Source organism: Arthrobacter sp. NPDC080031, assembly GCF_040702485.1.
Lineage (GTDB): Bacteria > Actinomycetota > Actinomycetes > Actinomycetales > Micrococcaceae > Arthrobacter.
In genome coordinates, this window is the sequence record NZ_JBFBLA010000002.1 from 79840 (window position 1) to 102560 (window position 22721).

At 64.7% G+C, this 22721-nt stretch carries 26 protein-coding genes; 13 read left to right on the plus strand and 13 right to left on the minus strand.

Translation table 11 applies throughout. From position 1 onward, the window contains the following. Positions 1–57: 57 nt before the first annotated feature. The 3 genes from AB0323_RS02190 to AB0323_RS02200 are packed head-to-tail and all read right to left on the minus strand — an operon-like array spanning position 58 to position 2800. On the minus strand, positions 58–1002 hold the full coding sequence (locus tag AB0323_RS02190; protein ID WP_366175934.1) for a COX15/CtaA family protein: 945 nt from the start codon (positions 1000–1002) through the stop codon (positions 58–60). Positions 1003–1061: 59 nt separating this feature from the next. Then, positions 1062–1838 carry an ABC transporter permease gene (locus tag AB0323_RS02195; protein WP_366175935.1) on the minus strand — a complete coding sequence of 259 codons (777 nt, stop codon included), beginning with the start codon at positions 1836–1838 and terminating at the stop codon, positions 1062–1064. After that, positions 1835–2800, minus strand: coding sequence for an ABC transporter ATP-binding protein (locus AB0323_RS02200; protein WP_366175936.1), 966 nt, complete (start codon positions 2798–2800; stop codon positions 1835–1837). The genes AB0323_RS02195 and AB0323_RS02200 overlap by 4 nt, the downstream gene beginning before the upstream one ends. 126 nt (positions 2801–2926) lie before the next feature. Here AB0323_RS02200 and AB0323_RS02205 point away from each other — a divergent pair, with 126 nt between their 5' ends. The 8 genes from AB0323_RS02205 to AB0323_RS02240 all read left to right on the plus strand — a co-directional run bounded on the left by AB0323_RS02205 (position 2927) and on the right by AB0323_RS02240 (position 10868). Further along, positions 2927–3730, plus strand: a complete 804-nt coding sequence (locus AB0323_RS02205; RefSeq protein WP_366175937.1) for a MarR family transcriptional regulator — start codon at positions 2927–2929, stop codon at positions 3728–3730. Between the two features lie 11 nt (positions 3731–3741). Then, positions 3742–5217: a Fe-S cluster assembly protein SufB gene (sufB, locus tag AB0323_RS02210; RefSeq protein ID WP_284981344.1), complete on the plus strand. Its 1476-nt coding sequence runs from the start codon at positions 3742–3744 to the stop codon at positions 5215–5217. 2 nt (positions 5218–5219) lie between these two features. Next, positions 5220–6548: a Fe-S cluster assembly protein SufD gene (gene sufD / locus AB0323_RS02215; RefSeq protein WP_366175938.1), complete on the plus strand. Its 1329-nt coding sequence runs from the start codon at positions 5220–5222 to the stop codon at positions 6546–6548. Positions 6549–6574: 26 nt separating this feature from the next. Further along, positions 6575–6931: a non-heme iron oxygenase ferredoxin subunit gene (locus AB0323_RS02220; RefSeq protein ID WP_364534426.1), complete on the plus strand. Its 357-nt coding sequence runs from the start codon at positions 6575–6577 to the stop codon at positions 6929–6931. Positions 6932–6969: 38 nt separating this feature from the next. Then, complete coding sequence (sufC, locus tag AB0323_RS02225) at positions 6970–7761, plus strand: Fe-S cluster assembly ATPase SufC (RefSeq protein WP_364534429.1); 792 nt, start codon at positions 6970–6972, stop codon at positions 7759–7761. 14 nt (positions 7762–7775) lie between these two features. Beyond that, entirely contained in the window at positions 7776–8108 is a 333-nt protein-coding gene (locus tag AB0323_RS02230; protein WP_059389266.1) for a metal-sulfur cluster assembly factor, read from the plus strand. 125 nt (positions 8109–8233) lie between these two features. Next, a complete protein-coding gene (locus tag AB0323_RS02235) occupies positions 8234–9658 on the plus strand; it encodes an AMP-binding protein (protein ID WP_366175939.1) in 1425 nt (474 codons plus the stop codon). Continuing rightward, entirely contained in the window at positions 9651–10868 is a 1218-nt protein-coding gene (locus AB0323_RS02240) for a thiolase family protein (protein ID WP_366175940.1), read from the plus strand. Before AB0323_RS02235 ends, AB0323_RS02240 begins: the two co-directional genes overlap by 8 nt. On the opposite strand, the gene AB0323_RS02245 is transcribed toward AB0323_RS02240, so the two are convergent. The 4 genes from AB0323_RS02245 to AB0323_RS02260 form a co-directional block, all read right to left on the minus strand. Beyond that, entirely contained in the window at positions 10865–11488 is a 624-nt protein-coding gene (locus tag AB0323_RS02245; RefSeq protein WP_366175941.1) for an energy-coupling factor transporter transmembrane protein EcfT, read from the minus strand. The two genes, AB0323_RS02240 and AB0323_RS02245, sit on opposite strands and share 4 nt — an antisense overlap. Beyond that, positions 11485–12219, minus strand: a complete 735-nt coding sequence (locus AB0323_RS02250; protein WP_366175942.1) for an ABC transporter ATP-binding protein — start codon at positions 12217–12219, stop codon at positions 11485–11487. Before AB0323_RS02250 ends, AB0323_RS02245 begins: the two co-directional genes overlap by 4 nt. Positions 12220–12253: 34 nt before the next feature. Next, positions 12254–12868: a biotin transporter BioY gene (locus tag AB0323_RS02255; RefSeq protein WP_366175943.1), complete on the minus strand. Its 615-nt coding sequence runs from the start codon at positions 12866–12868 to the stop codon at positions 12254–12256. Positions 12869–13022: 154 nt separating this feature from the next. Continuing rightward, the gene (locus AB0323_RS02260) at positions 13023–13799 is read right to left on the minus strand and encodes a hypothetical protein (protein WP_366175944.1); all 777 of its coding nucleotides are present in this window, start codon (positions 13797–13799) and stop codon (positions 13023–13025) included. Positions 13800–14070: 271 nt separating this feature from the next. On the opposite strand from AB0323_RS02260, the gene AB0323_RS02265 reads away from it, so the two are divergent. Next, a complete protein-coding gene (locus AB0323_RS02265) occupies positions 14071–15669 on the plus strand; it encodes an ABC-F family ATP-binding cassette domain-containing protein (RefSeq protein ID WP_366175945.1) in 1599 nt (532 codons plus the stop codon). A 27-nt stretch (positions 15670–15696) separates the two neighbouring features. On the opposite strand, the gene AB0323_RS02270 is transcribed toward AB0323_RS02265, so the two are convergent. The 5 genes from AB0323_RS02270 to AB0323_RS02290 all read right to left on the minus strand — a co-directional run bounded on the left by AB0323_RS02270 (position 15697) and on the right by AB0323_RS02290 (position 18295). Further along, the gene (locus AB0323_RS02270; RefSeq protein WP_366175946.1) at positions 15697–16140 is read right to left on the minus strand and encodes an SRPBCC domain-containing protein; all 444 of its coding nucleotides are present in this window, start codon (positions 16138–16140) and stop codon (positions 15697–15699) included. 67 nt (positions 16141–16207) lie between these two features. Continuing rightward, the gene (locus AB0323_RS02275) at positions 16208–16693 is read right to left on the minus strand and encodes a YbaK/EbsC family protein (protein ID WP_366175947.1); all 486 of its coding nucleotides are present in this window, start codon (positions 16691–16693) and stop codon (positions 16208–16210) included. After that, on the minus strand, positions 16677–17531 hold the full coding sequence (locus tag AB0323_RS02280; RefSeq protein ID WP_366175948.1) for an SURF1 family protein: 855 nt from the start codon (positions 17529–17531) through the stop codon (positions 16677–16679). Before AB0323_RS02280 ends, AB0323_RS02275 begins: the two co-directional genes overlap by 17 nt. After that, positions 17532–17810 (minus strand): hypothetical protein, encoded by a 279-nt coding sequence (locus tag AB0323_RS02285; protein ID WP_366175949.1) that lies wholly within the window; start codon positions 17808–17810, stop codon positions 17532–17534. Continuing rightward, positions 17807–18295 carry a DUF3099 domain-containing protein gene (locus AB0323_RS02290; protein ID WP_366175950.1) on the minus strand — a complete coding sequence of 163 codons (489 nt, stop codon included), beginning with the start codon at positions 18293–18295 and terminating at the stop codon, positions 17807–17809. The genes AB0323_RS02285 and AB0323_RS02290 overlap by 4 nt, the downstream gene beginning before the upstream one ends. A 174-nt stretch (positions 18296–18469) precedes the next feature. Here AB0323_RS02290 and AB0323_RS02295 point away from each other — a divergent pair, with 174 nt between their 5' ends. Both AB0323_RS02295 and AB0323_RS02300 read left to right on the plus strand, forming a co-directional pair. Next, positions 18470–19195 (plus strand): beta-ketoacyl-ACP reductase, encoded by a 726-nt coding sequence (locus AB0323_RS02295; RefSeq protein ID WP_234749389.1) that lies wholly within the window; start codon positions 18470–18472, stop codon positions 19193–19195. Positions 19196–19282: 87 nt separating this feature from the next. Beyond that, entirely contained in the window at positions 19283–20032 is a 750-nt protein-coding gene (locus AB0323_RS02300; protein ID WP_364534466.1) for an SDR family oxidoreductase, read from the plus strand. Positions 20033–20113: 81 nt separating this feature from the next. Here the strand turns inward: AB0323_RS02300 and serB are convergent, their stop codons facing one another. After that, positions 20114–21007, minus strand: a complete 894-nt coding sequence (serB, locus tag AB0323_RS02305) for a phosphoserine phosphatase SerB (RefSeq protein ID WP_366175951.1) — start codon at positions 21005–21007, stop codon at positions 20114–20116. 124 nt (positions 21008–21131) lie between these two features. Between serB and AB0323_RS02310 the strand changes: the two genes are divergently transcribed. Further along, the gene (locus AB0323_RS02310; protein WP_364534470.1) at positions 21132–21917 is read left to right on the plus strand and encodes an ABC transporter ATP-binding protein; all 786 of its coding nucleotides are present in this window, start codon (positions 21132–21134) and stop codon (positions 21915–21917) included. A gap of 16 nt (positions 21918–21933) precedes the next feature. Next, positions 21934–22719 (plus strand): sulfite exporter TauE/SafE family protein, encoded by a 786-nt coding sequence (locus AB0323_RS02315; protein WP_364534472.1) that lies wholly within the window; start codon positions 21934–21936, stop codon positions 22717–22719. Positions 22720–22721: the final 2 nt, after the last annotated feature.

Consider the following 22721-nt stretch of genomic DNA (forward strand, 5'->3'; position numbering starts at 1 on the left):
GCGGTTATTCCCACACCTGCTGAGGTACGACGGCGGCAGTCGCTGAAGGAGAAACGCCTAGAGCTTCGGGCTGAAGCGTGCCACATCCGCAGCGTTCGTGGCGGCACTCATGAGCAGGGCGGCACCCAACATGTGGGCGCCTACCAGGAGGGCCGGGATGCCGTTGTAGTACTGGGCAAAGCCAATGACCGCCTGCAGGACCGTCACGGCGAGCAGCAGCAGTGTCGCAGTGCGGAACGGGCCGGTGATGCCCTTGCGCAGGACGAAGTAGACGGCGAAGACGGCCCCAGCCGTGATGAGGTACGCCGGCACTGCGTGGATGTGCGAGACGAGGTCCCAGTCGAGATCGTTGCGGGGGGCGTTCGCGTCCCCGGCGTGCGGTCCGGCGCCGGTCACCACGACGCCGAGGCACACAGCGACTGCCGAGAAGAACGCAACGGCGGTCATGACGGGGCCGATGGCGCCCGGAATCGCTGCCAACGGCCGTTTCATGAAGCGGCCGGTCCGGCCATAGGCGCGGTTGACCAGGAGCGTGGAGAAGACGACCAGGGCCATGGAAACCAGGAAGTGCAGTCCGACAACCCAGGGGTTCAGATTGGACAGCACGGTGATGCCGCCGATGATGGCCTGTGCCGGGATGCTCGCAAGCAGGCCCATGGCCAGGAGGAAAAGGTCGCTGCGTTCCTTGCGGAGGTTCCACAAATACACCAGCATCAGGACGGCGATGGCCGCCAAGGCGAATGTCAGCATCCGGTTGCCGAACTCGATGAAGCCGTGGATACCCATCTCCGGCGTATTCACGAGCGAACCGCTGGTACAGCGCGGCCATGTCGGGCAACCGAGCCCAGAGGATGTCAGCCGGACCGCGCCGCCGGTGACCACCAGGACCACCTGGCCGACCAGGGACAACATCGCCAGCCTGCGGATGGTGCTGTTGACTTCCGTGGGCAGCTTGGCGGTCAACTGCTGGATGGACTTCGGGAGGCGGGAAGCCGTGCTCACAGTGTTCTCAATTCTCGGTACTCAATTCACGCTGACGGTTCGGTTCCACAACGGGACACTCAGTTCCATTTGAACCAGCGGACGGCAGCCGCGCCAGGGACGATTGTCCACAGCAACAGCACAAGAACGTAGGGCAGGGAGACGCTGCCATGGAGGAAAGCGTCCCTGAGTGACTGTCCCAGGGCTCCTGAGGGCAGGAAGTGCACGATGCTTTGCGCCAAGTCCGGCAATCGCTCGGCAGGAACCACGATTCCACCGAGGGCGCCCAGCAGGATCCAGAGCAGGTTGGTGATGGCGAGCGTAGCCTCCGGCCGCACCGTGCCGGCAACCAGGAGCCCGAGCGCAGTGAACGCGGCAGCACCGAGAACCAGCAGGCCCAGGCCGGGAAGCCAGCCTTCGGGACGCGGATGCCAGCCAAGCAACGCGGCCACGGCGCCGATCACCAGGACCTGGAGAACCAGGACGGCCAAGACGGCGATGATCTTGCCGGCGATGAGGCCCGTCCGGCCAAGGGGAGTGGTCGACAGGAAGCGGAGCACGCCGTAGCGGCGGTCGAAGCCCGTGGCAATGCCCTGGCCGGTGAATGCCGTGGACATGGCACACAGTGCGAGAACGCCCGGGGTTGCGATGTCCACCCGATTGGCGCCGAGGCCATCGAGCAGCGGTGTGACGGACAGTCCCACCAAGGCCAGCAAGGGCATGATCACCGCGAGGATCAGCTGCTCGCCGTTCCGGATCATGGTCAAAGTTTCGTAGCGGCCCTGCAGCAGGATCCTGCGCATCAAGGGCGCCGGTCCGGCGTCGGGCATGCCGAGGGCGGGGGCTGCGTTGGTCATCGGATGTCCCTTCCGGAAATGTCCAGGAAAACGTCTTCCAAGCTGCGGGCCTCCAAGCGGAGGGATGCCGGCATGATGCCCTTCTCGGCCCACCAGGCCGTGAGCTTCGCCAGATGCTGGGGCGTCAGTGTGCCGGCGATCGCGTAGCTGCCCGCCCGGCTTTCAGTGATGGTCAGTTCGTCGCCGATGGCCGCCGCAATGTCCAGGCCGGCCGGGGCGTCAAAGAACAGGGTGCGTTCGGTCACCCCGTCCATGGCCTCGTGGCCGTGGCTCAACAAGTCGGCGACGGTGCCCTCAGCGACATTGCGGCCGGCATCGATGATGTAGACATAGTCCGCAAGCCTCTGGGCGTCGTCCATGAGGTGCGTGGTGAGGATGATGCCCATGCCGGCGTCCCGCAGTTCGGCGATGAGCTCAAAGACGATTTGGCGCGACTGGGGATCGAGGCCCGCGCTGGGCTCGTCCAGGAACAGGACTTGGGGATTGCCGATGAGGGCAGCCGCAAGCGAGAGCCGTTGCTTTTGGCCGCCGGACAAGCGGCGGACGCCGGTGCGGCTGAAGGAGTCGATGCCCAAGCGCTCCACGAGCCCGTCCAGGGGAAGCGGGTTCCGGTACATGCCCGCAATGTGCCGAAGCAAGGGGATGGGACGGGCCGACGGCGGCAGGCCGCCGTCCTGCAGCATCACGCCGACGCGCGAACGAAGGTTTGCCCCGGCCGTGTCAGGGTCTTCGCCGAGGAGTTCGATCCGGCCGCCGGTGCGCTTTTGAAGGCCTTGCGCGCATTCGAGCGTTGTTGTCTTGCCTGCACCGTTGGCGCCCAGCAAGGCCGTGACCTGGCCGCGTTCTGCGAACATGGACAGTCCGCTGACCACCCGGAGCATCTTGCCGTCAAGGGAAGCCAGCGGGCCAACGTCCTTGATGAGTCCATCGATGGTGAGGACAGGGGATTCGGGAGATCGCACCAAAGTATTCTACGTGAAGTAGTAGGGGTGCAGGGGAAGGTGCGGCAGGCCAGCCTTGCCTTACTGGATGCACGGACTAAATTACGACATGATTGTGTTGTGTATTCCATGAGGAGTTCTGTTTCCGTGCCCGCAAGGCCGCCCGCAAGGCACAGCGCCGTCGCGCCTGTGCCCGGTGGCACAGCCGTCGGCGTGGCCGATGCGGAAGACCGCACCCGGGACCGGGTTCTCAACGCGGTGCTGGAGCACGGTCCTGTCAGCGCGGCTGAACTTGGCGACATGCTGGGCTTCACCCCTGCAGCTGTCCGCCGGCACCTGGATCACCTTCAGCGTGCCGGGGTCATCGAGGTAAAACGCGTAGCGAAGGCGGGTGCCGGCGCGGGACGGCCGGCCCGTCGCTATGTCCTCAGCTCCCAAGGCCAGTCGAAGCTCGGGGATGACTACCTTAACATTGCAAGTTCTGCGCTGCGGCGGCTGCGGGACCTTGCGGGCGAACAAGCAGTCAGGGACTATGCAGTAGAGCGCTTCGCCGAGATGGAACAGCGCTACGCACCCGAGGTCGACCGGGCCGGTTCCGATATCGCAGCCCGTGCTGTGGCCCTGTCCAAGGCGCTGAGCAGGGACGGATACGTCGCGTCGGCTGCGTCGATTGAGACCAAGTCGCCCTTGCCCGCATCCCTCTCGAGCGTCCAGCTGTGCCAGGGCCATTGCCCCATCCAGCAGCTCGCCGCGGAATTCCCCGTTTTTTGTGACACTGAGACCGAACTGTTTTCCCGTTTGGTCGGCGTCGACGTCCGCAGGCTCTCCACCCTCGCGCAGGGCGGGCATGTCTGCACCACCCACATTCCTACAGGCAGGCCGGCCGCCAAGGAGGCCCTCGGGTTTCCTAAGCTGCGGGCCACGCCCCATGTCGAATCCAACAATCAGTAAGAAAGGCCGTGATGACGGGTCAATTAGCTGAAGGAACAGCAGAGAAAGCGCTAGCTGACGGTGCTGTGATCTCGGAGATTCTGGAGAAGAATCCCGAGCTGCACGGTATTGGCAACTACGAGTACGGATGGGCTGACAAGAACGACGTCGGCGCCAACGCACGCCGTGGTCTCAACGAAGAGGTAGTCCGCGACATTTCGGCCAAGAAGAACGAGCCGCAGTGGATGCTGGACCTCCGCCTGAAGGGTTTGAAGTACTTCGACCGCAAGCCGATGCCCACCTGGGGTGCAGACCTCTCCGGCATCGACTTCGACAACATCAAGTACTTCGTGCGCTCCACCGAGAAGCAGGCTGCCACCTGGGAAGACCTGCCCGAGGACATCCGCAACACCTACGAGAAGCTGGGCATCCCGGAAGCCGAGCGCAGCCGCCTCGTGTCCGGCGTGGCCGCGCAGTACGAGTCCGAGGTTGTGTACCACCAGATCCGCGAGGACCTGGAAAAGCAGGGCGTCATCTTCCTGGACACGGACACCGCGCTCCGTGAGCACCCGGAGATCTTCCAGGAGTACTTCGGCACCATCATTCCGGTGGGCGACAACAAGTTCGCGTCGCTGAACACGGCCGTGTGGTCAGGCGGTTCGTTCGTGTACGTCCCCAAGGGCGTCCACGTGGACATCCCGCTGCAGGCCTACTTCCGCATCAACACCGAGAACATGGGCCAGTTCGAGCGCACCCTGATCATCGCGGACGAGGACTCCTACGTCCACTACATCGAAGGCTGCACCGCTCCGATCTACACCTCGGACTCGTTGCACTCCGCAGTGGTGGAAATCATCGTGAAGAAGGGCGCCCGCGTCCGTTACACGACCATCCAGAACTGGTCCACGAACGTGTACAACCTGGTCACCAAGCGCGCTATCTGCGAAGAAGGCGCCACCATGGAATGGATCGATGGCAACATCGGCTCCAAGGTGACCATGAAGTACCCGGCTGTCTACCTGGTCGGCGAGCACGCCAAGGGTGAGACCCTGTCCATCGCCTTCGCCGGCGAAGGCCAGCACCAGGACACCGGCTCGAAGATGGTCCACATCGCGCCGAACACCAAGAGCTCCATCATTTCCAAGTCCGTGGCCCGCGGCGGCGGTCGTGCAGCCTACCGGGGCCTGGTCCAGGTCCGCGAAGGCGCCAAGCACTCCGCCAACACCGTGCGTTGCGACGCCTTGCTGGTAGATACCATTTCCCGTTCCGACACCTATCCCTACATCGACATCCGCGAGGATGACGTGGTGATGGGTCACGAGGCCACCGTTTCCCGAGTCAGTGAGGAGCAGCTCTTCTATCTGATGTCTCGCGGTATGCCCGAGGACGAGGCCATGGCCATGATCGTGCGCGGCTTCATTGAGCCGATTGCCCGTGAGTTGCCTATGGAATACGCCCTTGAACTCAACCGCCTGATTGAACTGCAGATGGAAGGATCCGTCGGTTAGCAATGACTGAAATCACTACTGAAAAGGCCCGCATCGGCGCGCCATCGGCACACCCCTTTATTGACGGCTTCACCGAAGAGGGCGAGAACCTCTCACCGGTCAACACCGGCACCAACACGTCTTCCACCTCGGAAAAGACCTCGGAACAGGCGCCTTCGGCCGGACCGCTCGCGGGCGCCTCGGCCAAGAGCCACTCCCACGGCGGCGGCGTTGGAATTCCGGACAGTTCGCGCGCAGGTCGGCTGACCTCGTACAAGCTGGCTGACTTCAAGCCCCTCACCGGTCTCGAAGAAGACTGGCGCTTCACCCCGCTCAAGCGGCTTCGCGGCCTTCACAACGAGGTCCTCTCCGGTTCGGCGCCGTCCGTCGCCGTTACCGCCCCGGAGGGCGTCGTCGTCGAGACCGTGGGGCGGGATGACGCCCGCATCGGCTCGGCGGCCATCCCGGAGGACCGCGTGTCCGCCAACGCTTGGGAGAACTTTACCGAGGCCACCGTCATCACGGTGCCCGCCGAGCTCCAGCTCGACGGCGAAGTGTCCGTCCTGCTGACCGGCACCTCTGCTGAAGCTTCCGCCCAGCACATCGTGATCGTGGCAGGCCGCTTCTCGAAGTCCCGGATCGTGCTGGACCACCAGGGCAGTGCAATCGTTTCGCAGAACGTCGAAATCCTCGTCGAAGACGGTGCCGACCTGACGGTCATCTCGCTCCAGGAATGGAACGACGACGCCGTTCACGCCTCGTCGCAGCAGGCCAAGCTGGGCCGTGACGCCAAGTTCAAGCACATCGTGGTCAGCCTCGGCGGCGACGTCGTGCGCATGACTCCGTCCACGCGCTTCACGGCTCCCGGCGCGGAAGCCGAGATGTTCGGCCTGTACTTCGCCGACGCCGGCCAGCACCTCGAGCAGCGCCTGTTCGTTGACCACGCCGTTGCCAACTGCAAGTCCCGCGTGCTGTACAAGGGTGCCCTGCAGGGCCGCAACGCACACACCGTGTGGGTGGGCGACGTCCTGATCCGCAAGGAAGCAGAAGGCACCGACTCCTACGAGGCCAACCGCAACCTGGTCCTCACCGACGGTGCACGCGCGGACTCCGTGCCGAACCTGGAAATCGAAACCGGCCTGATCGAGGGCGCCGGCCACGCCAGCGCCACCGGCCGCTTCGATGACGAACACTTGTTCTACCTCATGGCACGCGGCATCCCTGAAGACGTAGCCCGCCGTTTGGTGGTCCGTGGCTTCCTCAACGAGATCATCCAGCAGATCAAGGTACCGGAACTCGAAGAGCGCCTGACCGAAGCTGTTGAGCGCGAGCTCGCCGCGACCGACAACTAATACAAGCCAAGCAGGGAAAACAGACTATGAGCGAACAGCCACAAGGCGAACTGGTATGCAACGCCAACGAGATCCAGGTCAAGCAGGCGCTGCGCATCCTGATCGATGACTACCCCGTAGCCATCGTCAAGGATTCGATGGGGGAGATCCACGCCATCGGCGACACCTGCTCGCATGCGGACATTTCGCTCTCCGAGGGCGAAATCGAAGGCTGCGCGATCGAATGCTGGGGCCACGGCTCCCAGTTCGATCTCCGCACCGGACAACCCTTGCAGCTCCCTGCCTATGACCCCGTCCCCGTCTTCGCCGTCACCCTCGACGGCGACGACGTCTACGTGGACGTGACCAACGTTGTGAACGGCGCCTCAGTACAGAACTACTGAGCGCCAAGTGCCTAAAGACTTACGAAAGAAAGAAGAGCATGTCTACTCTTGAGATCAAGGACCTGCACGTCAGCATCGAGACGGAGCAGGGCACCAAGGAGATCCTGAAGGGCGTCAGCCTGACCATCAAGACCGGCGAGACCCACGCAATCATGGGCCCCAACGGTTCGGGCAAGTCCACCCTGGCGTCCACCATTGCCGGCCACCCGCGCTACAACGTCACGAGGGGCACCATCACGCTCGACGGCGAAGACGTACTGGCCATGAGCGTTGACCAGCGCGCCCGTGCAGGCGTCTTCCTGGCAATGCAGTACCCCGTAGAGGTTCCGGGCGTGACCATGACCAACTTCCTGCGCACCGCCAAGACGGCAATCGATGGCGAAGCTCCTGCCCTCCGCACCTGGACCAAGGACGTCAAGGCGGCCATGCAGCAGCTGCGTATCGACGCCGACTTCGCACAGCGCAACGTCAACGAGGGCTTCTCCGGCGGTGAGAAGAAGCGCGTGGAGATCCTCCAGCTCGAACTCTTCAAGCCGAAGTTCGCCGTGCTTGACGAGACCGACTCCGGCCTGGACGTCGACGCGCTCAAGGTCGTCTCCGAGGGCGTCAACCGCGCCCACGCCACGGGCAACATGGGTACCCTGCTCATCACCCACTACACCCGGATCCTGCGCTACATCAAGCCGGACTTCGTCCACGTGTTTGTTGATGGCCAGGTTGTCGAAGAGGGCGGCCCTGAACTGGCCGACCGCCTCGAAGAAGAAGGCTACGACCGTTACGCCACGGGCGCCGGCGCAGCCACCATCGCTGCTGCCGCAGCACAGGCCTAGTTAGGACTCCCGCCATGACCGAAATCAACGCGGCTCGCACCAGCCTCGAGGACGTCGAGGAGGCGCTCAAGGATGTCATTGACCCGGAACTCGGTGTCAACGTGGTGGACCTTGGGCTGCTCTACGGTCTGAAGTACTCGGAAGAGGACGGCGCCCTGCTCATCGACATGACGCTGACGACGGCGGCATGCCCGCTGACGGACGTCCTTGAAGAGCAGGTCGGCCAGTCGCTCGACGGCATCGTGGACGACTGGCGCCTCAATTGGGTATGGATGCCGCCGTGGGGTCCCGAGCGGATCACGGACGACGGCAAAGACCAGATGCGGGCCCTCGGCTTCAACATCTAGGTCCCCAGCCCCGGCTTAGGGTACGACGACGGCCGGTCACCTTCCTGCGAAGGTGGCCGGCCGTCGTCGTACCCGCACAGCGTCATAGAACGCCGCTGACCCGCCGCAGAGGCTAAAATTCGATGATGCCTTTCCTGGACAAACTTCAGCTTTGGGCCGATGAACGCCCCGACGACACTGCCGTCGTCGTTGGCGGCAAACGGCTCAACTGGGCTGACCTCAGGGACGCCGCAACCTTGCGCCTTGGGGAGACGCCCGCGACGACGGTACTCGCCGAGCCCAATTCCCTCGGGTTCGTGGTGGCGTACGCGGCCGCTGTGGCCGGCGAGCGGCGCTGCGCCGTGCTCGACCCGTTGTGGCCGCAGGCCATGATCGATGAGGTCACGCAGAGGATCGGACAAGCCGGGCCCGCCGCCGCACAGACTTCCGCCACGGGCCCGAAGACCGCCAGCGACGAGCTGTCCGACGGCCCTCCCGACACCACGTTCCTGATCGGCCTGACCTCCGGAACCACCTCCGTCCCCAAGGCCTTCACCCGTACCCGGCGTTCGTGGCAGGTCTCGTTTGACGCCTCCATCGAATTCTTCGGGCTGACACAGGAGGACAGGACACTCGCGCCCGGACCGCTCGCCGCGAGCCTGAACCTGTACGCACTATCGGAATGCCTGTATGCCGGAGCGGCCTTCCACACCACGGAGACCTTCGACGTCGGCGATGTCCACGGTGCCATCGCTTACGACGGCATCACCCGCGTGGTCCTGGTGCCCACCATGCTGCGCCTGTTGAGCGAACGCGGACTGGCCGGAGGCGTGGACGCATCCGGCGTGCGGAGCATCATCTGCGCAGGCTCGAAGCTGGACGCCCGCACCCTCGAGGCCGCCAGGCGTTGGGCGCCCAATGCCGCGATTTTCGAGTACTACGGTGCGTCCGAACTCAGTTTCGTTTCCGGAACGCGCCTCGCTGCCGGGGAACCGCTCGACGCCGGCGGCACGGGAATCGGCGGACCGTTTCCCGGCGTCGAACTCAGGATCATGGACGACGACGGCGCGGAGGTGCCCGACGGGACCGACGGGAACATCTGCGTCCGCTCCGGCATGGTCAGCAATGGGTATTTGTGGGGCGACGACGGCCAGGCGCTGCGGTGCTTTGACGGTTGGTACACGGTGGGGGACCAGGGCTACGTGGACTCCGGTGTCCTGCATATCCTCGGCCGTCGGTCCGACATGATCATCACCTCGGGCAGGAACGTCTATCCCCATGAGGTGGAGCTCGCCCTGGCCTCGGTCCCCGGGGTCTCGGCGGCGGTGGCGGCCGGAATACCGGACGAGGTCCGCGGCCAGAAAGTTGTCGCAGGAATCGTTCCGGCCTACGGTTCGGTGACGGCAACCCAGGTCAAGACCGGCCTGGACGGTTTGCTCGCCCGGGACAAGCGACCCCAGCGGTATTTCACGCTGTCCGAATTGCCCGTGACGGACCGCGGGAAGGTCAGCCGCCAGCTGTTGCTCGACTGGATTGAGAACAACGATCCGCGGGCGAATCCCCTTGCCTAGCCGCGAGCCGGGCACCGGGCTGGACCCTTCGCGCCAGCCGGTGATCATTGCCGCCCTGCGCACACCTATTTGCCGCGCCAACGGACAATTGAAGTCGCTCCGCGTCGAGGATCTCCTCGCCCCGGTCCTGCGTTCACTCCTGGCGGCCACGGGTGTTGCCGGTTCGGACGTCAGCGACGTCGTGATCGGCAATGCGGTGGGCGGAGGCGGAAACCTGGCCCGGTATGCCGCATTGCAGGCGGGACTGCCGGTGGGCGTTCCCGGACTGACCGTGGACCGGCAGTGCGGTTCCGGACTCGACGCCATCGCCCTGGCGTCCCGGCTCGTGGCCGCAGGCGGTAACGGCGTCTTCCTGGCCGGGGGAGTGGAGAGCATCAGTACTGCCCCGCTGCGTGCCCGGCGGAACCAGGACCCCGACGGCGAGCCGGACTTCTACACCCGAGCCACCTTTGTGCCGCCTGAGTTCGGGGACCCGGACATGGGGGTGGCCGCTGAAAATGTGGCGCGGGAATTCTTCGTCAGCCGCGAACGACAGGACGATTTCGCCCTCCGGAGCCACCAGCGGGCGGTCGCTGCCACTGCTGCCGGGGCGTTCGCCGCGGAAATTGTTCCCTTGGAAGCGGGGGGCGCCGTGGTCCGCGCGGATGACGGACCGCGGGCATCCCTCAGGGCAGGACTCATGGCCCGCTTCCCGCCGGCATTCGTACCCGGCGGCACCGTGACGGCCGGAAACTCGTGCTTCGACGCTGACGCGGCCGCCGCCGTCGTTATCACTTCACTGGAGCGGGCACGGCAACTTGGTGCCGCCGACGGATTGCGCGTCCTGGGTTGCGACACAGCCGGCGTGGACCCGGAACTACTGGGTATCGGAGCTTCAGTGGCGGCCCAGCGGTTGCTGGCGGAGCTGGATCTTGAACCCGGAAAACTGGACCTCGTCGAATTCAACGAGGCATTCGCTTCGCAGACGCTCGCCTGCCTTGACGCGCTGGGAGTGGAACCGGAACGGGCGGACCTCGACGGCGGCGCGCTGGCCTTGGGACACGCCTACGGCGCGTCCGGCGCCGTCCTGGTGACGCGGCTACTGGCCCAGGCCCGCAGGATTGCAGAAGCGCAGCCGGGCCGGGAGAGCCTGGCGCTGGCGATGATCAGCAGCGCAGGCGGAATGGGCACGGCGGCGATGTTCCGGTATTCGCAGGTGACGGGCGGTTAGTCTTCGGCGTCGCCGAGGCCGCGCGCGGCCAGGGCGTCGCCGGTCTGCCGCGCATAGGCAACCGTGGTGATGAATACCGGCAAGACCAAGGCGCGGGGATTGCGCTCAAGCCCCCGTGCCCGGGCTGAGTCACGGACATCGGAAAATGCGCCGGCAATGAACGGAAGGCTGCGCAGCATGATGGCGATGGTCAGCGCGAAGCGCTCAGGGTCCGCACCGAAACGCTTGAACGGCTTGGACAGGGCAACAACCCCGTCCAGCAACGCCTGCACCGGAGTGGTGACCGTAAGTACCGATGCCGCGACGACGCAGACAAGCACATTCAGTACAATCCGCGCCGCAACGGGGCCGCCCAGCTGCCACCATTGGACGGCGCCGATCGCCCCGAGGATGGGCGTCACGAGCCACACGGAATGCGCGAGCCGTTTGAGTCCCGCGCGGCTCAGCAGGAAGAGTCCGCACATCACGGCGAGGACCACTGCCGAGACAAGCCAGTCGACAATCAGGAACGATGCCAGCCCGCAGCCGGCAACCAACAGGAACTTGAGCCATAGGGGCGTGCGGTGCACGATCGAGTTGCCCCGCACGTAGTTGGGGATCAGGACCCCGTGGCCCCTCACGTCGCCTGCACCTTGTCGCCGGGCGCCGCGGCCGCTGCGCACAGCGCGCGGTAGTGTTCGACGGCGCCGACTGCTCCGCCGTCGAACACTATCCGTCCGCAATCCACGACCAACGCGCGGTCCGCTTCGAGGGCAAGGTCCAGATCGTGGGTGGACATGATGATCTGCTGCTCCAGGCCCGAAAGCGTGCGCCTGAGCAGCTCCCGGTTGCGCAGGTCCAGCAGCGTTGAAGGCTCGTCGAGGACCAGTACGGCGGGATTCACGGCGAGGACGGCCGCGAGGGCGAGCAGCTGCCGTTCGCCGCCGGAGAGCTCGTAAATACTCTGGTCGGCGAGGTCCAGGAGGCCGAAGCGTTGCAATACGGCTTCGGCACGGGCCGCGCGCTCTTTGGAGTTCTTGATGGAACGCCGCAGGGAGAGTTCAACGTCTTCCCGCCCGGTCGGCATGACCAGCTGCGAAAGGGGATCGGTGAAGACAAATCCCACCTGGCTGCGGGCCTGACGAACGTCCCGCACGCTGTCTGCGCCGTTGACGCTGACGGCACCATCGCTTGGAGCCACCAGGCCGTTGAGCAAGCGCAGCAGGGTGGACTTTCCCGAGCCGTTGGCCCCGATGACCGCGATGCGTTGCTCCGTGAGTTCCAAGGAGACGTCCTGCAGCAACGTCTTGGGCGCAGGGCTGCCGTCGATGGCCACGCGCACTGAGACGTCGCTGAGAGTGATGGTATTCATGGACTGATTGTTCCTGCTTTATTTGACGCGGGCTTTATTTGACGCGGCGGACCAGGATGTCGGGGAAGGCTTTGTGGAGCGCGACGGCGATGATTGCCGCCAGGACGTTCTTGATGGTGTCGCCGGGGTAATAGGGCAGGTCGGCCAGGAATGCCTTGGCGAAGTCGAACTTGCCATTGACCATGAAGCCAAGCACTCCGAGGCCGTGGATGAGGACGATGGTGCTGATCATGGCGGCGGCAAACAGGAAAACGGCACGGTGCTTGACGGTTTTGCGGATCACGATCGCAGCCAGCCAGCCGGTGGCGGCCGCCGCCAGGGGGAACGCGATGATGTAGCCGGCCGACGGTGTGGCCAGGATACCGAGACCGCTGCGACCTCCGCTGAAGATCGGCAGTCCCGCGAAACCGAGCAGGGTGTACAGCCCGACGGCGGCAAAGGCCCGCCCGCCGCCGAGCACGAGGCCGGTCAGGATGACAGTGAGGGTCTGCAGGGTGATCGGCACGCCGAGGGCGCCGACCGGAATGCCCGGAACAAGGGTCGAGGCGGCCACGAGGCCCGAGAATACCGCGATGAGGCCGATGTCCGTGGACGTCCAGCGGGTGCGGGGAGGGGTTCGTCGCGTGGAAGCGGTTTCTGTGCTGCTCATGGTGTGTCCTGTCTGTGCCTGGGGGCGGAATGGATCCCTCAAACCGACACTACAGAGCGGCCTGGCACGGCATTTTGTAGGGTGTCCACGAGCAGCGCGCCAAGGCCTTGGCGCCAAGGTACAAAGAACGGCGGCCAGCGGCCGGAGTCTTTGGCTAAGCCTCGATGTCCTCTTCCGTCGGGGTGAAACCCGCGCGGTCCACCTTGCGGTGGTAGTGCATGCCGGCCAGTCCTCCTAGTGCCGCGGCGACGAGGGTCACAACAGCCACCACGACGGTGGCGATGATGCCGGTCGTGCTCAGATGTCCCTCATTCACGGGAATCCTCGGGAAGCTGTTCACGTTGGCGAGGATATTGAACCGCGGTCCGGCGACCAATCCCAGCAACGCCACCAGCACGGCGACGATGACTGCCCAAAACCAAACCATGAGCCCCTGCCTGACGCCGTTGAACCGGGCCATGCGTCCGGCGACGTAGCCGCCGCAATAATAGGAAAGGAACAGGATCACCAGGAGCGAAATGATCCCCGCAATGCCAACGGTTTGCGACGACGCCAGGTTCACTGCGTCGCTGACGTTCGCGTTGTTGGCGAGTCCAACAGCGATCCCCGCCGCCGCCAGGAGCGCGACCAACAGCACGGCCATCCCCGTCGCGGTCAGCCAGCCGAAGAAGGCCGAGCCGATCTTGATTCCGCCGAACTGCTCCCTTTCGCGGGCGATGACCGTCTCACGGGTGGCGGCGTCTGGGTCGGCAGCGGCCGGAATCACGGGATAGCTGCTCGTTGTCTCGACGTAGCCGTCCTCAACATAAGCAGGGCCAGCCCCAGGTACACCGGCTACCTGGTCCCGCGCCGGTTCGGCGGTGTACGGGACTTCATCCTGGCTCCGGTCCGCCCTGAGGTGTTTGCCATTGGATCCTGTTGCACTGCTCATCAAGAGCCTCCCTCGCAATCGTCCCATCGGATTCATCCCTGAGCCGCTATGCAGCGTTCCCTTCCGGGCCCTACCTTCACCTAACCACGCGCCGAAAATAGTAGCAAGGGTACTTACTATTTTGGGGTCATCCGCGTGCACCCTTGTCGCTGGCGGGCGGGCGGGCTGGTGGGCGGTAGAATCGTAAAGGCCGTTTGTTCGGCCCCTCCACTTCAGCCGCGCCTTGACCTCCGGTGCTGCGGGTGTTCCCCATTGAAAGGCATCCCCCGAATTGATTACCGTCCACGAACTCGAACTGCGCGCCGGCGCCCGCCTGCTCATGGACCAGGTGAGCTTCCGCGTGGACAGGGGGGACAAAATCGGTCTGGTGGGCCGGAACGGTGCAGGCAAGACGACCCTCACCCGCGTCCTTGCCGGAGAGGGACTGCCGGCGGCCGGCAAGGTCACCCGCAGCGGTGAGATTGGCTACTTGCCCCAGGACCCGCGGACCCCGGACATGGAACAGCTTGCACGCGACCGCATCCTTTCCGCCCGCGGCCTTGACGTGGTGGTGGGCAAGCTCAAGCAGGCGCAGGCGGACATGTCCAGCGAAGACGCGACGGTCCAGCGCAAAGCCATGAACCGCTACGACCGCTTGGAAGCCGAGTTCCTCGCAGGAGGCGGTTATGCTGCTGAGGCCGAAGCGGCGGCCATTTCCTCCAACCTGGCACTTCCCGAGCGGCTCCTGAACCAGCCGCTCAAGACACTCTCCGGCGGCCAGCGCCGCCGTGTGGAACTGGCCCGGATCCTTTACTCGGACGCCGAAACGCTCCTCCTGGACGAACCCACCAACCACCTCGATGCGGACTCCATCACCTGGCTTCGCGACTTCCTCAAGAGCCACCAGGGCGGGCTGATCGTGATCAGCCACGACGTGGAGCTCCTCGAAGCCACGGTGAACAAGGTTTACCACCTGGACGCCAACCGGGCGCAGATCGACTTCTACAACATGGGTTGGAAGCGGTACTTGCAACAGCGTGAAACCGACGAGCGCGCCCGCAAGCGCGAACGCGCCAATGCGGAGAAGAAGGCCCAGGTCCTCATGGACCAGGCGAACAAGATGCGTGCCAAGGCCACCAAGGCCGTGGCGGCGCAGAACATGGCGAAGCGTGCCGAACGGCTGCTCGGCGGCCTGGAAGCAGTCCGCGAGAATGACCGCGTGGCAGCCTTGCGTTTCCCGGATCCTGCTCCGTGCGGCAAGACTCCGCTCACGGCAGAGGGTCTGAGCAAGTCCTACGGCTCACTGGAAATCTTCACTGACGTGGACCTGGCAATCGACCGTGGCTCCAAAGTGGTCATCCTGGGCCTCAACGGTGCAGGCAAGACCACCCTCCTGCGGATGCTTGCCGGAGTGGACAAACCGGACACCGGCGACATCGTCCCGGGCCACGGGCTGAAAGTGGGCTACTACGCGCAGGAACACGAAACCCTGGACCACGAGCGCACCGTCCTGGAGAACATGCGTTCATCCGCTCCGGACATGAAAGACGCAGAGGTCCGCGGGATCCTCGGTTCCTTCCTGTTTTCGGGTGACGACGTCGACAAGCCGGCGGGAGTGCTTTCCGGTGGTGAGAAGACTCGACTGGCCCTCGCCACCATCGTGGCCTCGAGCGCCAACGTGCTGCTCCTGGACGAGCCCACCAACAACCTCGACCCCGCCAGCCGCGCTGAGATCCTCGGCGCACTGCGAAACTATTCCGGCGCCGTCGTGCTCGTCAGCCACGATGAAGGCGCCGTGCAGGCGCTGAACCCGGAACGCGTGGTCCTGCTCCCCGACGGCGTCGAGGACCACTGGAACGAAGACTACCTGGACCTCATCACCCTCGCGTAGGGTGCGGGTCAGGGCGTTCCCGTCCCGTCAGGGCATTTCCCACGGCACGGAGGCAAGCGGGCGGCCGAGTTCAATGTAGCTTTTCAGGTTGGACAGGACCGCCGACCAGCCGCGGCCCGCAATCGCCAACTGTTCGTCGTCGGCGATGTTCCTGTGGTGGACGGTAAGCCGGGCAATACCGTCATGGGACTCGATGGTGAAGGTGACCACGTCGGGCTTTACCACCGCTGGAACCGCGGGATCCTCCCATGTGTTCACGAGGCGCGCCGGCGGTGATGCTTCCAGGATTGTTCCTACGACGTCGGCCGTTCCGGAACCGTCCGTGCGCCGGTGTTCCCAGCGTGAACCTGCCTTCCAGTCCGAGACATTGGAGTGGCCCCAGTACTCCGCGCTTTGGTCTGCGTCCGTGAGTGCCGTCCAAATCTGGTCCGGGGTTCCTTCGATGTACGTGACGTAGGTGTATTCAGCCATGCTCACAGCCTAGCCCCAGGCCGGAGCGGATCAATGGGCCGGATCAATGTGCCGGCGGACTGTCGGCTCAGCGGACCTTGAGGGGCTGGGCTGCCGTAATCCGCTGTAATTCACCGTAACTGATGGAGAACATCGAGTTATGGTCGCCTGCGCCGGCCCAGAGCAGTGGATGCTCCTGGAGCGAAATGTCGAGGATGGTACGGATAGGCCGCGGGTGTCCAAGGGGAGCCACGCCGCCCACGGCCTGGCCGGTGTGCTCCAGGACGAAGTCCGGGCTGGCCCGGCGGATCCTGGCTGTTCCCAAGGAGGCGGCGACCAAGGCAGTGTCCACCTTCGCAGCCCCGCTCGCGAGAATCAGCAGGGGAGCGCCGTCCAGTTCGAAGACCAGGCTGTTTGCGATGGCCGCAATATCGCAACCCAGCAGGGAGGCTGCCGCGGCGGCGGTGGGGACATCGTCGTCGAATGTGCGAACCGTGTCTTGGGCGCCGGCCGCGGCCAGGGCGGACTTCACATTCAGCACGGGGGCCGGGACCATATCAGTAGCCTTGTGCATCCAGGATTGCGTCTTCCTCTTCTTCGGCCGTCGGCCGCTTCGATTTCCGTGGCGCGGGTGCCTTGCGACCAGGCACGGCGCTGATTTCTTCTTCCTCGTCCTCGGCATCAATCCGGGCATTGCGGGCCTGTTGCCTGGCCGCATAGCCGAAACCGACGAACATCAGCACACCGAAAGCGAACCACTGCAAGGAGTAGGAGAGGTGGGTGCCCTCATCCGTGGCCGGCTTGGCGAACGGCGCGGGCATCACCTGGACGGCGGGCGACTCTGTGGCGAGCTGCCCGTAGGCGCCGGTCATGATGGGATAGCCAAGCTCCTTGGCGTAGGAAGGAAGATCGATCGATGCCAGTTGGCCGTCCACGGCGCCGCGGCCCAAATCCGGTTCCGAGGCCTTCAAGCGGGCGACGACGGTGACCTCGCCGGCCGGAGGCGCCGGGATGCTGTCGGGGTGGCCGGGCGTCTTGTTGCCGATGGGCAGCCACCCGCGATCAATCACCACCGCTTCCCCGCTCGACAAACGGAAGGGGACCACTACTTCGTACCCGGGCTGGCCGTTGAGGGGACGGTTACGGACGACGCGTTGACCGGAAACGTCATACCTTCCGTGCAGCTCCACTTGCGCCCATTCCCTTTCGGGGTCCAAGGACTGGAACTGCGCCTTGGCGGCGGAGAAGGGAACCGGAGTGGCCGAGTAGTTGGTGACCACGCGGTTGATCTCGGCCAACGTCTCTGCCCTGCGGTCCATTTGCCAGCGGCCCAGCAACACGCAGCCGGTGGCGAAGATCACCGCCAGGACGAAATAGCCCAGCCACTTGCTGGAAAAAAGAAAGCGATACATTCAGCGGGCCCCGCCTGGATCGGTTGTCTTCGCAAACGGTACGGTCTCTTTCCACAGGCCGCGGGTCTGCAGGTAGTCCTCCAGCCATTCCCGGTGCTCCCCGCAGGACAGCCACACCTTGCGGCGCTCGGGAGTGTGGATGCGTGGATTGTTCCACAGGAGCTGCCACGTAGCCTCGGCGCGGCACGCCTTTCGTGAACAGACAGCCGCAGGCGTCGCGCCGCGGCCTGCATGCTCCTCATTCTCCAGGCCAGGGCCGCCCATAGTGAAGATATTCATGAAGCCGCCTGTTCTTCCCCGCCGAGCGGGTATTGCTGCCTGCCGGCGCCGGGGTTGTCAACGGGTGCAGGGCCGGAAGCGTCCCGGGAGGCGGCGTCGTCGTCGATGAGTTCGCCCTCCAAAACGGTGACCGGAGCGGCCGGTTCCCCTTCTTCGGGTGACGCTTCCAGCTCCGCGGCCGGGACGTAGTCCAGCAAGGCATCACTGTGGACTTCGGCTTTGTCGCTGCCGTTGGCGATCACTACAGCAATCCAGGGCAGGAAAACGGCCCCCGCGACGGCGATGATCTTGAACCAGCCGTCAACTACGAATATGAGCAATAGGCACACCAGGCGGATACCCATCGCCAAGGCGTACTTGATCATTCGTTCGCGCATGTCGTCCGAGTGGGCGGCGGCGGCGTCGGTAATGCTGTGCACCACGGGGTCACCTGAAACGGCGTCCGGGTCCCCGGGCGCCCGCAGGGGACTGCTATCTCTTGTCACGGCTGATTCATCACGCTCCAACGGCTTCCCTCAATTCTCTCACCCCGGAACGGGCCTCCCAAACCGCGCCGGGCGCAGCTACCCGCGGCCAGTGGCACCCGGCGGCTAAGATCGATGCAGGAAATCACCCACTTTCAAGCGGCACAGTCCTGTCGCGGAACTCTGGAGAGCAGCATGTCTGAAGCAGTATCAACCGCCCGCAGTGTCCTCATCACGGGCGGAAACCGCGGCATCGGCCTGGCGATCGCAGAGTCATTCCTCGCCAACGGCGACAAGGTCGCCGTGACGTACCGCAGCGAAACACCCCTCCCTGAGGGCATTCTTGGCGTCAAGGCCGATGTGACCGACGAGGCCTCGCTTGACGCCGCGTTCAAGGAAGTCGAGGCCGCACACGGGCCGGTGGAGGTGTTGGTAGCCAACGCCGGCATCACCAAGGACACGCTCCTTTTGCGCATGAGCGAGGACGACTTCACGTCTGTCATCGACACCAACCTCACCGGTGCCTTCCGGGTCATCAAGCGGGCCTCGAAGGGCATGATCCGCATGCGCAAGGGGCGGGTTGTGCTGATCTCTTCCGTGTCGGGCCTCTACGGTGCCCCCGGACAGATCAACTACTCGGCCTCGAAGGCCGGCATGGTGGGCATCGCCCGTTCCCTCACCCGGGAACTTGGCAGCAGGGGCATCACAGCAAACGTTGTGGCACCGGGTTTCATCAACACGGACATGACCGCCGAACTTCCCGAAGACACCCAGAAAGCCTACTTGGCGAGTGTTCCGGCCGGCCGCTTTGCCGAAGCTTCCGAGGTCGCCAACGTGGTCCGCTGGATTGCCAGTGACGAAGCCGCATACATTTCCGGTGCCGTCATCCCCGTGGATGGCGGCCTGGGCATGGGCCACTAGGGCAGGGTCCCGCTGGCATGATTGACCCGGGACTAAAAGAACTTGGATGGTTTGAACAAGTTGAACGATTTGAATAAAGGAGTACGAATGGGACTGCTGGACAACAAGACAGCAATCGTCACCGGTTCTTCACGCGGCATCGGCGCTGAAGTAGCCAAGATCCTGGCTGGCGAGGGCGCCGCCGTCGTCGTCAACTACCGGCAGAAGGCCCCGCGGGCCAACAAGGTAGTGGGCGAGATCCAGGCCGCCGGCGGTCGCGCTGTAGCCGTCGGCGCGGACCTGACCACCCAGGAAGGCGTTCAGGCACTGGCCAGCGCGGCCATGGAGGAATTCGGTTCGCTGAACGTCCTCGTGCTCAACGCTTCCGGTGGCATGGAGTCCGGCATGGAGGAGGACTACGCCCTCAAACTGAACCGTGATGCGCAGATCAACATGCTCAACGCCGCTGTCCCGCTGATGCCGGAAGGGTCCCGTGTGGTCTTCGTCACGAGCCACCAGGCGCACTTCGTCGAGACTGTTCCCACGATGCCCGAGTACGAGCCCGTTGCCCGCAGCAAGCGCGCCGGCGAGGATGCCCTGCGGGCCCTGCTGCCGAGTCTGGAGGAAAAGGGCATCTCGCTCGTGGTGGTTTCCGGCGACATGATCGAGGGCACCGTGACGGCGACACTGCTGGACCGCTCCAACCCGGGTGCCATCGAGGCCCGCCGGGCCGAGGCCGGCAAGCTGTACTCGGTGGAGGAGTTCGCCGCCGAGGTGGCAAAGATGGTCACGGCCGACGTCGAGAGCGGCCACACCGAATACGTCGGCGGCGCCGACTACTTCGGCAAGAGCGCCTGATAGCTATTCAGCGCATAGAGGAGCGGCCCGGGACTGGATTACCCAGTCCCGGGCCGCTTTTTTATGGCGCATGACGTCGGGCTAAACGCCGGCGATATACCGGACCGCATCCAGGTACGGCATGTTGATGGCTGCGTCAGCTACCGCCCGGACGGCAGGCTTGGCGTTGAACGCGACACCGATGCCCGCCGCGCCCAGCATGTCGAGGTCATTCGCGCCGTCGCCCACGGCGATGGTGTGCTCCAGGTCGATTCCCTCGGCGGCTGCCCACTCGCGAAGGTACTTCTCCTTGGCGGCGCGGTCGATCACGTCGCCAAGGACCTTGCCCGTGAGGAAGCCGTCGACGATTTCAAGTTCGTTCGCGATCCAGTAGTCCAGCCCGAGTTCCTCCGCGATGGGCCGCAGGATCTGGTTGAAGCCGCCGGACACCACCGCCACCGCATGGCCGGCGGCTTTGAACGCAGCCACGAGTTCCGCGGCGCCCTCGCTCAGGCGCACCTCGGCACGGACGTCGTCGACGACGGCGGCCGGCAGGCCTGCGAGGACCGCCACCCGGGCGTGAAGGCTTTGCGCGAAGTCCAGTTCACCGCGCATCGCGGCCTCCGTGACGGCTGCTACTTCCTCGCGTTTGCCGGCGTGCGCGGCAAGCAGTTCGATCACTTCCTGCTGGATCAGAGTGGAGTCCACATCCATGATCAGCAGCTTGCGCGAGGCGTCACGCAGCGCGTCGGCGACGATCGCGGTGTCCATGCCCGGTGCTGCGGAGTCCGCGACCCTGCGCCGAAGGCCCGATAAGTCGGCGACGGTAGCCCCGTCAACGGCCAGGCCGATGGTGTAGACCCCGAAACGCTCGTCCCCCGAGCGCGACTCCGACGTGAGGGAAGCGCCCGAGCCGGACAGTACCTTTCGCAGGTGTTCAAGCTCCGAAGGGGACAAATTCACGCCATAGCTGACCGCGGTCAAGTTCGAACTCATGGCTGCAATCTTAGCGAGCGCCGAACCGCCGCCCGAACTTGTGTTTCACTCAACGCGTCGCGCAATCCGTGCGGCCGGGTTCCGGTTATCTATCGCCCCTGTTTTTGTCCTAGTGTCTACTCCTATGAGTGATGTTCTTGAATTGGCTTCCGTCAGCGTTGTCCGAGGTACCAAGACCCTGCTGGACAAGGTTGACTGGCAGGTCAATGAAGGCGAACGCTGGGTCATCCTCGGTCCCAACGGTGCCGGCAAGACCACTCTGCTCCAGATTGCCGCCGCCCGGATGCATCCCACGAGCGGGAAAGCCGGGATCCTTGACGAGACTCTGGGCCGGGTGGACGTCTTTGAGCTCCGTCCGCGCATCGGCCTTTCCTCCGCTGCCCTGGCCACCCAGATCCCGGAGCAGGAGAACGTGCTGAACGTTGTGGTCACCGCTGCCTACGGTGTCACTGGCCGCTGGCGGGAGGGATACGAGCGCGACGACGAACGCCGCGCCTTCGGCCTTCTCAACGAATGGGGGATGGGCCCGCTGTTGAACCGCTCCTTTTCCTCGCTTTCCGAAGGCGAGCGCAAGCGCGTGCAGATCGCCCGGGCCCTCATGACCGATCCCGAGCTGCTCCTGCTCGACGAGCCGGCCGCCGGCCTGGACCTGGGCGGACGGGAAGAGCTCGTCCATAAACTCGGTGAGCTCGCCCGCGACGAGGACGCTCCCGCCATGGTCCTCGTGACGCACCACCTCGAAGAAGTTCCTCCGGGATTCACCCATGCCATGCTGCTTCGCGACGGCGGGGTGGTTGCGGCGGGACCCATAGGGGAAGTCCTGACCGCAGAACACCTCAGCAATACCTTCGGCCTGCCCCTGGACGTGACCGAAAACTCCGGCCGCTACACGGCCACCGCCCGCCACTAGGCCGGGGCGGGAACCAGTGGAGATCCTTAGCGGCATCCTGATCTTTTTCGCGGGCTTGTGGGCCGGAACCATCAACACCGTGGTCGGCTCGGGCACGCTAGTGACGTTCCCGGTCCTCATCGCCGTGGGCTACGCACCTGTCACGGCGACCATCAGCAACGCCATGGGGCTCGTGGCAGGCAACGTGACAGGGGCCTGGGGCTACCGCCACGAGCTCAGGGGCCGGGGCCGGCAGTTGCTCAGGCTCTTGCCTGCGTCGTTGCTTGGCGGCATCACGGGCGCCTGGCTGTTGCTGCACCTCCCGGAGAAGGTCTTCTACTACGCCGCCCCCATCCTGATCGTGGTCGCGCTGATCATGGTGCTCTTCCAGCCCAAACTCCAACGGTGGGTCCAGGACAGGGCCGGCAACCCGGAGCACGCCATCCACGACAAGAGGCACAGCGTGGTCCTCGTGGTGCTGGTGTACCTCGCCGGGGTCTATGGCGGCTATTTCGTCGCTGCCCAGGGCATCCTGCTTGTCGGCATTCTGGGTATCTTCATGACCGGTACGATCCAGAACGCCAACGCCATGAAGAACATCCTCGTGTTGGCCGTCAACGTGGTGGCCGCGTGCTCCTACCTCCTGTTTGCCTTTGGCCGTATCGAGTGGCCGGTCGTGGCAGTCATCGCGGTAAGTTCATTGATCGGCGGACTGGTGGGCTCCAAAGTGGGCCGGCGCCTGAAGCCCCTCGCGCTGCGCATCGTGATCTTCGCCCTCGGCATCGTGGCACTCGGCTTCATGATCGCCAACTTGCTGAAATAGGA